The organism is Paraglaciecola sp. IT1134 (assembly GCF_058068185.1).
Window position 1 is genome coordinate 917,632 of record NZ_CM176486.1, and the last position, 12,903, is coordinate 930,534.

General features: G+C 48.8%; 10 protein-coding genes. 1 reads left to right on the top strand and 9 read right to left on the bottom strand.

From position 1 onward, the window contains the following. The first annotated feature begins 139 nt into the window (after positions 1-139). Positions 140-748: a MarC family protein gene (locus AC3RV5_RS04085; protein WP_489730696.1), complete on the top strand. Its 609-nt coding sequence runs from the start codon at positions 140-142 to the stop codon at positions 746-748. Between the two features lie 159 nt (positions 749-907). Here the strand turns inward: AC3RV5_RS04085 and AC3RV5_RS04090 are convergent, their stop codons facing one another. From AC3RV5_RS04090 to AC3RV5_RS04130, 9 genes are all read right to left on the bottom strand, one after another. Then, entirely contained in the window at positions 908-1,105 is a 198-nt protein-coding gene (locus AC3RV5_RS04090) for an EAL domain-containing protein (RefSeq protein ID WP_489730697.1), read from the bottom strand. Positions 1,106-1,219: 114 nt separating this feature from the next. Continuing rightward, the gene (locus tag AC3RV5_RS04095; RefSeq protein ID WP_489730698.1) at positions 1,220-3,271 is read right to left on the bottom strand and encodes a hypothetical protein; all 2,052 of its coding nucleotides are present in this window, start codon (positions 3,269-3,271) and stop codon (positions 1,220-1,222) included. Continuing rightward, entirely contained in the window at positions 3,268-5,553 is a 2,286-nt protein-coding gene (locus tag AC3RV5_RS04100; protein ID WP_489730699.1) for a hypothetical protein, read from the bottom strand. The genes AC3RV5_RS04095 and AC3RV5_RS04100 overlap by 4 nt, the downstream gene beginning before the upstream one ends. Continuing rightward, positions 5,550-6,986, bottom strand: a complete 1,437-nt coding sequence (locus tag AC3RV5_RS04105; protein WP_489730700.1) for a BatA domain-containing protein — start codon at positions 6,984-6,986, stop codon at positions 5,550-5,552. Before AC3RV5_RS04105 ends, AC3RV5_RS04100 begins: the two co-directional genes overlap by 4 nt. Continuing rightward, entirely contained in the window at positions 6,941-7,846 is a 906-nt protein-coding gene (locus AC3RV5_RS04110; protein WP_489730701.1) for a DUF58 domain-containing protein, read from the bottom strand. Before AC3RV5_RS04110 ends, AC3RV5_RS04105 begins: the two co-directional genes overlap by 46 nt. A 2-nt stretch (positions 7,847-7,848) precedes the next feature. Continuing rightward, positions 7,849-8,886, bottom strand: coding sequence for an AAA family ATPase (locus AC3RV5_RS04115; protein WP_489730702.1), 1,038 nt, complete (start codon positions 8,884-8,886; stop codon positions 7,849-7,851). A gap of 67 nt (positions 8,887-8,953) precedes the next feature. Next, a complete protein-coding gene (locus AC3RV5_RS04120; RefSeq protein WP_489730703.1) occupies positions 8,954-9,658 on the bottom strand; it encodes a DUF4159 domain-containing protein in 705 nt (234 codons plus the stop codon). A gap of 249 nt (positions 9,659-9,907) precedes the next feature. Further along, positions 9,908-11,242 (bottom strand): TldD/PmbA family protein, encoded by a 1,335-nt coding sequence (locus AC3RV5_RS04125; RefSeq protein ID WP_489730704.1) that lies wholly within the window; start codon positions 11,240-11,242, stop codon positions 9,908-9,910. A 30-nt stretch (positions 11,243-11,272) separates the two neighbouring features. Beyond that, on the bottom strand, positions 11,273-12,901 hold the full coding sequence (locus tag AC3RV5_RS04130; protein WP_489730705.1) for a TldD/PmbA family protein: 1,629 nt from the start codon (positions 12,899-12,901) through the stop codon (positions 11,273-11,275). Positions 12,902-12,903 lie beyond the last annotated feature (2 nt).

Below are 12,903 nucleotides of genomic sequence, written 5' to 3' on the forward strand. Positions count from 1 at the left end.
TGCTTTTTAGCATACTTGGCAAAATCGATATCACTCCACCAGAGGGCAAAACCTCTTTCCATTCTTTTAGTAAGGTATTTAGACATTCATGAGGTAATATTTAAATCGATAATACATGCCTTTCTTCTACCGGAGCCATATGACTGAACTCATTCCCATTTTCATTTTCTTTTTTGCCGTAATTGATCCTATCGGTACAGTGCCGGTTTTTTTGGCTACCACCACAAGATTTGACGCAAAAGCGAAACGTCATATTGCTTACAAAGCCATATTTGCAGCCACAGGGATTTTACTGTTTTTTATTGTTGCCGGTGAGTATGTTCTTTCGGCAATGGGGATCCCGCTGTCCGCGTTTGAAATAGCAGGGGGTATTGTGCTTTTTCTGTTTGCTTTAACCATGATTTTTGGTGAAGGTAAAGCAAATAGAGAATTACGCATGGCAAAAACGGTCACCGAAACTGCCATCTTTCCACTGGCCGTGCCATCTATCGCTAGCCCCGGAGCAATGCTCGCGGCGGTGATGCTTACCGAAAATGCTCGTTATAGTCTGATTGAACAGGCCACAACCACGGGTATAATGCTTGTGGTGTTGTTACTCACCTTGATTTTGCTGCTAACGGCGGGGCCGATCCATCGCTTGATCGGCAATGGCGGCGCGAATATTATCAGTAAAGTTATGGGGCTCATTTTAGCTTCAGTGGCCACTGCTAGTGTTCTTGAAGGGATTAAAACCTACTTTACTTTATAAAACTTGAATGTAAATTCAACCAAGGTTTGTTTGTTTAACCGAATAGAGCCGGTCTCAGAGTCGTTTATCTGTTGCTATTAAAGGCAATACATTGGTATTTGACTAATCAACCGGGTTTGCTCCGGGGTTTCTACGCCATATCCAATATACAAGAAAGGTCTATTTTAAGTTGGCCAAGGGGCCGGTCATGAGTTGTGATAGGGAAGAGTAACCCGTACCGAAGTCGTCCAGGGTGATGCTAATACCCAGTGCCTTAAGCTCATTTAAGATGTACAACGATCGGTTCTGATCTTCTATGACGGCATTTTCGGTCAATTCTAAAATGGGTCTGTCACCGTCGATAACATGGTGCTGCAAGGCCCGCTAAATGTGACCGACCCATCCTTTGCTTGGTATGTCGCTGACGGATCAATTAATTTGTAACTTTGGGCTAAGACCCTGGTTTACGCCATTTGGCTAAACGGGCTGGGATCAAATACGTTTTCTGGCTAGCCAAAGCAGGGTTAGAGCGGCGATTAACCCCAGATAAAAATACAACTTGTGCACTGCAGAGTATCTTAGTTTGGCCTGCGCTTTGACCGCGAATTTCGCGACTTTCCCGCTTGAAAGGTGTTTATCCGCCTGTTGCCAGGCAGGCCATGCCAGGCCTGGGTAGAGATAACGTATTTGATCATCTAATTTTATGGACGTTTCGTCACTGGGGGCGAAAAGCCTAAATTGCTGCCAGCCTGCTTGCACAGCCCAATAATGAGCGCACTGGCGGGAATCATTAATCACGCTGCTCTGCAGGATAAGCGGCAGGGAGGGGGCATTCACCTCAAAGCCACTCATAGTAGCGATCAAATTGCTGCCCTTGGCGGACAAATCTGGGGCGTAAGTATTATGCGCACAAATTTTCTGTAATGGGCCAGCATAGGCCAGCCGGTTATCTGGTTCTGCCTGCCAATAGCTGGTTTGCCGGTTGCGGGCGATATGCTGGATTAAATGTTGCCAATATTGGCTGTATAGCTGGGTATGCCCACCGGTTTGCCAACTATAACTATTCTTAACCAGTGACACGGCGACTTGTCCCAGCCCTTGTTGAGCGTTGACCACCAAGGCTTGCTCTGCGTCCCCCTTGACTAGTAGTTCTCCCTGAGGAGCAGACAGTTCGCCCGCAAGCCATGAAATCGGCGCAGAGTTGGTCATTTGCTGCCAGTGAGCCGCAGTTGGTTCAGAGGTCATGTCTTTGGTGCTGGGGATCAGGGTGATGGCAGGTGACAGATTATTAAGGATTGCCTCGTTGGCCGTTAACAAGTCCCTGTCGGCCAAAATCAATACTCCTAAACCTTGAGTTACTGCCATTGCCAGTTGTGCACGTTGAGCATTATTCAGGGACACCAGACCCCGCCCATCGATGAGCAGCAGATCATATTTTTCGAGGTCTTGTAATTTAAAAAAAACCTCCGCTGTCAGGGCGTTATTCGGATCTGAAACACCGGTTTGTCCGTCTGCATTAAGCTGTTGGCTAATAAATTTTGTTTGGCTGATCTGAGTGACTAGAGTGAGTCGATTGCCAAAATGAGCGGCCCAGTTTTTCAGGTGGCGGGTCTCAAATGAAGGCGCAGACTGCCAAATCGCCACAGACTGAGGGGGGGGATAACTGACGTTCACGGCTACGGGCTCTATAGCTACAGGGGACTCAGTCCCGGCAATAAACACCTTAAGTTTATACATCCAGGAGCCCAAGGTTTTTGGCGTTACGCTAAAGGAGAAGTTTTGTTGTGGGCCAGGCTCCTGTTGCTCAACGGTCTTGCCAGCGGGATCTACCAGCGTCAGGCTATATTTCGCATCTATGCCAGCGGGATAAAGCGCTGTTTGCAGCTTGCCCGTTATAATAAGGTTTTCCCCCAGCATCAGCTGTTTTTGCCAGCTGAGGTTTATGGGCCCGTTCAGGTTAGGAGACGAGATGAACGTTATGCCAAGTTTACTGGCCTTAGGAGAGCCCCAGTTTGGGTGACTGGCATATAACTGCTGCCATTGCCCAGCGGTTAAGCCATCACCTATGACGTTCAGTTGTTGCAAGTCCGGCCGAAGTTGGGCAATTTGTGCCACTGAATCGAGGTAGGTAACGCTGTCACTTAAACTCATTTGGCTTGGTGATTTATCCGTCAAGCCAGTTTGTGCTAGCCCCGGTTGAGGAGGCCCCGTGTCATTCAAATAATACAGAGTAGCATCTGGTGCTAACTTAGGTATTTTGGCCAGCTGTGCGCCGGTTATACCTCGGGTAATAAGAGTGGCACTTTGGATCCCCACAGTGCCAATTTTTACCTCTAGGATCAGGCCCGCTAAGGCCACAAAGGCCAACGTGTTAAGACTCAGCAACAGGACCCGTTTAACCATGCTTTGGTTAGTCAGGCGGAGGTAAATCTGATAATTACTGAAGAGCCACGCGGCGAGTAAAATCACACCAAGCATTACCCAGTAGGGCATCTGCATTCCCAGAGGGGGAGCGATAATGAGGGGCCCTAAATCTATACTCATGGGACAGCCTTGGATTGCTGGCGCAAAAATTCGGCATAGTTTTGTATGCCTGGGCTAAGGTCGGAATAAGGCCGTTGTCTTGGTGCGGGTGCTGCCACAGTACTTGGCAGCAATTGCCATAATTGGGCCTGAAGTTTGCTGGCGCACTGTACGCAGTGGTCAGGTTGCCAGCTATTGGCCAATTCTATCTTTTCTAAAATCGCTACATCGTCAATTAAGCCAGGGCGCTGAACCAACATACCCTTTAATACCTTTTTCGCCGCCGTTATTAACGGCTGGTCTGAGGGATTAAAAGCATGTCGGGTTTGGTTTAGGCGCTGTAAGAGCGCCGACAGATGTTGGCTATCGCTTTCGTTAGGTGGTGTCTGCGCCTTACTCCGGTAGCTTAATATTTCAGTTAAGTCCCCTAGATAACGGCGTTTTTCGGTGACCGGGGGTGGTTCAAACCCCAAACGTTTTACGTATATGCGTTCGGCATTTTTTGCGCGATTTAGCCAGACCAAGGCTTCTTTTTCAAAGGGCAGGGCCTCGCCAGGGACGTTTTGCAGCAGTTTTCCCTCTGCCTGCCACATATTGGCTATGGCCCGTTTCATTAAGGCTTTAGGACTTTTCTGACCAATATCGCCTATATCTGTATCCCCATGGGCATGGCCATACTGGGCAATGGTTGCGTCCAAGCCGGATTTGTCAACGCCCAGGGAGCCGTTTGGTGGCTGGGGGTGCTGATGGCCGCCGGTAACCTGCTGCGCAACGACCTCATGGGTTTGTTTGTCCTCGGCATGTTCGCCATCATTGATGTGGATCTCCGGCAGACCCACGCCATCTTCCATGGTGTGTGCACCTGTGCCATCATCCACTTCGTCACCGAGGAATTGGCCATATTTATGTTTCAAATCGCTCTGCTCTTGGCCTAATTGCTGTGAGGTATGCTTAAATTTATTCTGACTCAGTTGATTTTTTTCGGCAATAAGTTGTTCGGTTTCGATAATTATTTGTCGTTGACTCTTAAAATACTCGGGTACTATGTTAACCATGGTGCCGTCGCTTAACATTCTCTGGGGCGTGTCTTCTAACCAACGTATTATCTTGGTGCTTGAACGACTCAGTTGCCCCTGTGGTTCGTGGTTATCCCAGACCTTGATGCTAAAATACAGCTCGTCCCCTGGCTCCATACCCATCTCAACAAGTTGCCAGCGTTTAAAATAGTGACTTTTCCCAGCAATTAGCTGGTGGCTGTCAAACTCAAAAAGCTGGTCGCGAAATTTCACACTTTCGCCAGACCCCTTGGCAATAGAGGCAACTATTTGAATTTTTCCGAGGCCCAGATCATCGCTGATCTGAACCTGGCTATCAAGCACGGGGTTGGCGTGTGTGGCCAACTCGGTGATGGTAGTCAGAGGAGAAATAAACCGTATATGCGGTTTGTCGTCAGGTAAAACCTCGATACTGTATACCCCCAATACCTGTCCAGCTTCACTGGTGATCTGATAAACGCTGGACTGGCTGATATGAGCCGTAAACTGGAAGTCATTCGTCGGTTGCTTGAGCATTGCCTGTTCCCCGGAGTTGGCAAAACTCATAAAGTAGTTTTGCTCCGGGTCGGCAAACGTTAGCTGCCAGGTTACTCGGGAACCGGTAAAGACACGTAAATCCAGTTGGTCTTGCTGAAGTACTGGGTATTTATGCAAGGCATAATCCGGGGGCACACTGTCTACCAGGGCCGTTAACAAGCTGCTAGTTGGCAAAGCCGGCGGGGAACTGACGACTGGCGAAGCAGGCTCCAGGATAACGCTGGGCTTTAATAGATTCCCTTGCCAGATAAGACCGGCGCATATTGTTAACAATACCGTGACCCATAGACCTTTAGTAAATGAATAAACCGGGACCAGGGCTGTGGCTTGCCGGTCGAGCAAGGTGGTTAGCGTTGTGGTTATTCTCGATTGTTGCAGGCGCTGGGTTATATTGAGTGTGGCGGTGTCTGTCAGCAACAGTTGGCAGCTTTCCTGTAACTGGGAATATTGGCGATTGGCATGTGCCGCCAAATTAGCCAAGGTAATGACTTGATAAGCCTGACTGCGCATGGCTAGCCATATCGAAACAGCCAAACCACCCAGGCAGATGCCAAGGATATAAAGTTCATTAACTGACCACCAAAATAAACCAAAAGCGATAACGACTAACCAGGGAAAGGTTAAGCTGGCCTGCTGCAGCAGCTTGCGGAATTTGGCCTGGTGTAGACTGCGTGTCAGGGCCGTTAATATTTGCTGCCGGGTATCCTTCATTTAGCGGCCAGCCGGTTTTTCTTGGTCGTCATCACTACGGAACGTTCAGCCAGGAGGCGTTCAGTGCAAAACACGATCACCAGCAGCGCCAGCAATAAGTGAGTCCAATCTGCATCCTTGTGTGTGGCTTGGCCACGGGCTAAACGTGCTGGCGATACGTGACTGTCTTGGCCCAGGCTGTGACGGATCTGCTCGGGGCTAAGGCGCCCGTTGGCAAGCTCCACCTGCTCGGCCCTAGTGCGATTCAGCAAATCATTTAAGATAACCGGGAAGTCTAACTGGGTGACCAGATTGTTCCACTTGGGATCAAAACGACTGTGCCAGGCCAAGATCTGGCCTTGACCCACGTCATATTGGTTCACCAAGTCTTGGTTGTCTTGGGTTTGCCAGAGTTTGTCTTTGGCAAGTGCAGCAAAAAAACTGCGGGGCAAAGCAGGGCTGCCCAGTTGGGTGACGGTAATACTGGCGTCTATATCTGTTTTGTGGGCTCGCCAGTGACCAGAGTTTTCTGCCTCAGCGGCGGATAGTAATACTTTTCCCCCGTGGTGCACATAGTCCAGAAGAACAGCATTCAGTGGCGTGGCGCTTAAATACAACACCCAATCGAGGTTGGTCAGCACTGATTTGTCTAATGGCAGCGTACCTTGCTGGCGATAGACAATTTCGATTGTCCAGCCTGGTTGGTGATCCAGTGCATTAAACGCGCCGCGCAAATAAGCCACTGAGGTTTGCTGCTGGGGTTCATAAAGCACCAGTACCTTTAGTGTCATGTCAGGTAAAGGCTCGCTGGCAACGTGCAAAAAATGCCAGTTTAGCGATTGGATCATAGGTAAACGTTGCCCGCTAAATTGCGGTAAACGATCTGTGCTATAAACCGTTATCTCGCTATCTTTGTTCAATTCCTGGGCATAATGAGATAACCCCAGCCACAGGTTACTCCTTGTGCTCTTCTGAGCCGTCGTTTCCTGGCCGGTAAGCAAGCGCTCGGCAGTAAACGTCTGGCTGTGAAAAGGATCTCCTGGATCCAGATAGCTGAGTTTATCCTCGTGCAAATGGTCCGCCACAGCTTGCTTTTGCGCATTAGAAGCGTGGGCCAGCCAGTCTTGGGTGATGATAACTGGGGGCTTTGGGGTATCTGAGTCACTGGGCCAGGTGAACTGAGCCAGCAAAAGCGCTGCGAGCAATAATAATCCCAGGCGAAAAATCAGCAATAGTCGTTCAGTTAATCTAAGCTGGGTGATCTGCTGCACTTTGGTGGGTATAATCAAACCAACCAGGGAAAATTTGACCAGCCGGGTGCGGCTTTGACTGAACAGGTGGATAAGAATGGGGATCATCAGGGCCAGTAAACCCAGCCACAGCAACTGCGGATACATGACCCCCGGCACTAGTTGCCAACCTTTTGCCGGGCTGCCAGATAATGGTAAAGGCACTCATCCAGTGGCTGGTCGATATTGGCATGCAAACCCTGGATATGATTTAGTTGGAACTGTTGCGTCAACGTTTGCTGAAACTGGTTATAGGCTTGTAAATATTGGTTCTTCACCTGCTTGGCGGAAACCAATACCTGACGGCCACTTTCTAAATCTTCAAAGCGAACCTGCCCACCAAAAGGGAAATTCAATTCGTCATTACAACTCAGCTGCACTGCCACCACTTCGGTGTGAGAGGTGCGAAGACTAGTGACAAACTCCAGAATTTCAGTATTTTGCTGATGGAAATCGCTGACCACAAATACTAAACCGCTCGTTTGGCCTTTAAGTAAACGGCTTGGTATCTGTTCGGGGCGGGGGAAGGTCTTGCCTGGTTGAAGACGACTGAGCTGTAACATCACTTTATGCCAATGCTGATGACCGCTTTGGGCCGGTAAATAGTCAATTTTGTCGCTGGACAGGCCAAGTAAGCCGATCCCGTCACCTTGTTGCTGGGCGATATAACCAATAGTGGCCAATAAATAACGGCCGTAGTCCAACTTGTGCCAGCCACCTTGCATAGCAGCTTGTTCTGATATCTGTAACATGGATTGGCTGGAATCGAGCACTAGCCATACATTGATATTGCTTTCGCGCTCGGCTTCACGCACGAAGTAGCGATCTGAACGGGCAAATAGTTTCCAATCAATACGTGCTAAGGGATCGCCGGGTTCATAAGCTCGGTATTGGCTGAATTCGACCCCTGTGCCGCGCTGGGTACCGGTGTGCAAACCGTGTAATACCCCTTCGGCGACAGTTTTGGCTACCAGAGGCAGATCTTTTACTCTGGCTAAGGTCAAGGGGTCGATAAACGGTTGCATAGTCAGCTTTTAGTGCCAGTTAAAGGGCTGGTGGGAGGGGCGACCTCAGCTAATAAGCTGTCAATCATGCTATCTGTGGTCACGGACTGGGCCTCGGCTTGGAAGTTGAGCAAAATGCGATGCCGCAAAACGCTATGTGCCACCTGGTGTATATCTTCCATGGTGACGGCAAAGCGCCCCTGCAACAGCGCATTTGCCTTGGCACACAATACCAGAGCCTGGCCTGCTCGAGGCCCGGCGCCCCAGCGCACAAAGTCTTTAACCCTGCTTGCCTCACTGCTGTCTGGACGAGTACTGCGTACCAGACGACTGATGTATGCCACTAGTGGGTCGGCTATTTCAATTGAACGTACTAACTGCTGCAAGGCAATAATATCTTCGCCCTGGAGTACGGTTTTTAACTGCACCTTGGCCGTACCGGTGGTGCGTTTGAGTATGTCGATTTCTTGTTCGGCGCTGGGGTAACCGACTCGGATAAACGTTAAAAATCGGTCAAGCTGAGCTTCTGGCAACGGATAGGTACCTGCCTGTTCTACAGGGTTTTGTGTGGCTAATACAAAAAAAGGTTTAGGCAACGCATAACTCTGCCCGGCATAACTTATGGTGCGTTCTTGCATGGCTTCCAGCAGTGCCGCCTGGGTCTTGGGAGGGGTGCGGTTTATTTCATCAGCGAGCAAGATATGGGTAAAAACCGGTCCTTTTTGAAATTTGAAAAACCGGTCGCCGCTTTGATGATCGGTTTCCAGGATCTCTGTGCCTATGATATCGCTAGGCATCAGGTCTGGGGTAAATTGCACCCGGTTAAAATCAAGCTCCAGGGCCTGGGCCAACGAACTGACCATCAAGGTTTTAGCCAACCCAGGTACACCTTCGAGTAAACAATGCCCGCCCGCCAAGATACTCACCAGTAATTGCTGGATCACCTCTTGTTGGCCGACTATCACCTTTTCCATTTCCTCGTTGACTTGAATTAGCTTGGCCAAGATCATCTCAATGTGGGTTTCGGACAAGGCCGGGGAGATTGCTTGTTGTTCAGTCATAGTGTGTTTTACCTGTTATCGCGAGGTTCGGGGATTTTGGGTTGTTTTTTGTGCTTAACAACTCTGGCTAGGCTGTCATGGCGTACACCACTATGTTGACCGCAAATTTGGTGTTGTCTTCTTTGAGCCAACGTTTGTTGCGAAAATCGTAATCCCACTCACAGCCTAAATCTTTATTGCTATACAACACGGCAATTTTGCCGTTAATTTCGATGGCTCTGAGGTAGTTATGCACCAGGTCGTCACCCCAGCCATTGAGCTCCACTGAGGTTCTTGGGGGTCCGTCAAAGGCGAAAAACGCGTTGTAAATAGGATGTGTATTGGCAATTTTATGCAATGCCTGAGGGCCGAATATATCCGCCATTTGCGCCTCAAAAGTTTTGGCGAACATACCGTCTATATCGTGGTTACAATCATCCACAAATACAAAACCACCATTTTCGACATACTGCTGAAAATTTTGCCGTTCCTGTGGACTAAATTGTACTAAGCGGTGACCGGCCAGATAACAAAATGGTGCTCTGAGCATAGCCGGATCAGACAAGGGTACAATGCGCTCCTTGATGTCCACCCGCAAGCTGGTGTATTCAATTAAAGAGTTGAGCAGGTTGGCCGGCATACGTTCATCCACTTCCCAGTCGCCCGACTCATAACTGAGGCGGGTAAAATAGAAGTCATAGTCGGCGATTTGTGACCAAACACCTTGTGACACAGTCGAAGCGGCTAACGCTGCGCAACTTGCTTGAATAAAAAACCTGCGATCAATGCTCATAACAATACTGCATCCTATACCCTTGGTCCTTGAAACTGCCTGTTTGTTGACTACCCTCAGTCGCCCCAATCACTAACCGAGTTGCGGCAACCGAGTTGCGGCAACCGAATTGCAATTAGTGCACTAAGTTCAACGCGGTTGTCGCATGGGGTCTCATTCATTTGCCGCCGCCATGCAATTCCAATGATTTTGGCTGTGATCAGATAAAAAGGGGGCTAAAAACTAACTTTATTCTTTAGCCCCCTGTGCTTACACCGCGTCAGACAAACTGCTGAAGGTGAAATCACGGATTTTCATCGGTGGGATCATATTACCGTTAATGCGTTCAGGTTGGCCCAGGGCCTCAATGTTATTTAACATCACTATGGGGCTTTCGTTAAACCTGAAGTTTTTAATGGGATATTTGATCTTGCCGTTTTCAATGTAAAAGGTGCCATCCCGGGTCAGCCCGGTATATAGCAAGGTCTGTGGATCCAGACTGCGGATATACCATAAACGCGTGACTAACACCCCACGGCGCGTGTTTTTTATCATCTCCTGTAACGACTCATTGCCGCCTGACATGAGGATATTGGCCGCCCCAGGGATATAGTTTCGGTCGGTGTGTTTGGCCCAATATGGCGAGTTGGGCATATTGGTCACTTTGCCGCCTTTGATCCAGTCGATACGCCCAAGTGGATAGCCATTACCGGCAAAGGGTGCAGTTGGGGCGATGGGGTGTTGAGGGTCTGAGTAAATATGTACGCGTTCGTCAAACAACTTCTCTCCGAGTTTGTTTTTCGGCCCTTCTTGGCCCTCGGCCACTTTCTTGCTCAAAAAACTACGGCCCTCATCAGCCGAGCGTTGATCGAACGCACCCATCATGTTTTCGAGTAAATCGACGCTAGCGGCGGGCTCCAAAATTACCGTGTATTTACCCGGCTCCATTTCCTTGGCATCGATCGAGCTCATGGATTTTTTGATCGCAACTTGTGAGGCTTTCTCGGTATCCAGTAACTGATAATCACTGTAATTCGCCGAGGCCCAACCCGAGCCTTTGCCATTTTCGGTGCGGATGGTCACCGAAAAATCCACATTAGTTGAGGTGTTGTAAGCAAACAGACCTTTGTTGTTAATGATGGCACTGATAGTAACCTCATCTTCGAGGAATCCCGCTGCAACCAGTTTATTTTTCTTTGAGGGTTTAATGCTATTTTCTGCCGCCTGGGCGCGATCTTCCGGGCTAACCTTGGCCGTGCTGGCAAAGTAGGTGTTGGCTTTTAGATATTCCTGCTTGGGGAACAGCGGCATGTATTCCTGGTTTTCAGGTGCCAGCTTAGCTAGTTCTTCTGAGCGGCGAACGACCTTTTCCAGGGACGCATCGTCAAATTCATTAATGGTGGCCACCCCTGTGCGTTTACCAAAGGTGGATTGCACCGCCAGAACTATGTCGCTTTCCTGGCCAGAGGTAGACACTGTGTTACGTGCATAGCGGATATTCCCCCCGGTCTTGCTGTCCAGGTTACACTCACATTCATCGGCTTTTGAAAAACCAAGTACTTTGGTTAATAACTCTTTGGCGTGTTGTTCAGTAATAATTGTCATGCTGATCTCTTCCTTCTAATTCGTTTTTAATCACACGTTGCGCGCAGTATTGATCACGTTGATATTGTTGAATCTCGTGGTAGGACAGCCATGAGAAACTGCGCTAGATTGTGCTGGCTGACCCTTGCCATCAAAAAACGAACCACCCACCCGGTAATCGGATTGGCCTGCTAGCTGGCTGCAGCTATTCCAGAATTCCTGGGTATTGGACTGGTAGGCCACGTCTTCAATTTGATCTCCAATTTTACCGTCTTTGATTTCGTAAAATAATTGCCCACCAAACTGAAAGTTATAACGTTGTTGATCGATAGAAAATGAACCCCGGCCGGCAATATAAATACCTTTTTCCACATCTTTGATCACATCTTCCGCGGAAATATCTTGTTTATTCGGTTTTAAGGACACGTTTGGCATGCGCTGAAATTGAACGTCACGCCAACTTTGTGCATAACTGCAACCATGAGAAGCTTTCTGGTCGATCATATGTACCTGATCTCGGGTCGCCTGATAATTAACTAATATTCCATCTTTGATCAGATCCCATTCTTTGGTTTTGACCCCTTCATCGTCATAAGCTACGTTGCCCAGGGTATAGGGCTGGGTTTTGTCTGCCACTAGATTGACAATATTCGAGCCATACTGGAAGTTACCACTTTTCAATTTATCCAGGGTGGCGAAGCTGGTTCCCGCATAATTTGCTTCGTAACCTAACACCCTATCCAGTTCCAGGGGGTGGCCCACTGACTCGTGTATGGTCAACATTAAATGCGCGGGATCGAGTACCAAATCATATTTGCCAGGCTCCACGGATTTGGCTTTTAACTTGGCTTTTAGCTGTTTGCCGGCCGCGATGGCGTCTTCGACCATATCGTAGGAGTTGTTGTAACCCACATTGGCACCCTGGATGCGGATCTTGTCTTTTTCCAGGCCATCCAGATATTCATAACCCATGCCCACGGGGTTGCCCAAACCATTGCGTTGTTTAAAGCCGTTTTCACCTATGCCTGTGGCAAAAAAGGGTGCCCATATACGATGTACGTCTTGATCGATATAGGAGCCATCGGTAGAGGCAAAGTATTTTTGCTCGTTAACCACAAACAAAATAGAGGTAATGAAATTGGCACCGTTAGCCATGGCTGCATCATTAACCGAAAGTAATAAATCTACCTTGTCTTTGATTGGAACTTCCATGGCATTTTTGCTGATCGGCGTTTGCCAGCTCACCTCACCGACACCTTTAACTGGTGCTAGTTGTACGGGGGAGGTCTGGAATTTAGAGTTGGCCATGGCTACCGCCACGGCTTGCTCTGCGGTTTTTGCCACGCTGTCGGGCGTCATATTCGAGGTTGAGGCAAATCCCCAGGTTCCGTTAGCGATCACGCGTACACCTATGCCCGCCGACTCGGTATTAACTATGTTATCGACCCGGGTTTCTCGGGTGGTCACAAACTGGTTCAGGTATCGACCAATACGCACATCGGCGTAGCTTGCCCCTTTGGCTTTAGCGGCGTTTAAAGCAATATCCGCTAACTTCTTTTTGTAGGCCACGTCCATGGGTTTATCTAACATCTGCTGTGCAGAAATTGCTATGCCAGATATAGGCAACATGAAAGCGCCCATTCCGGCGCCACCCAACTTGATAAAATCTCGTCTTTCCATTT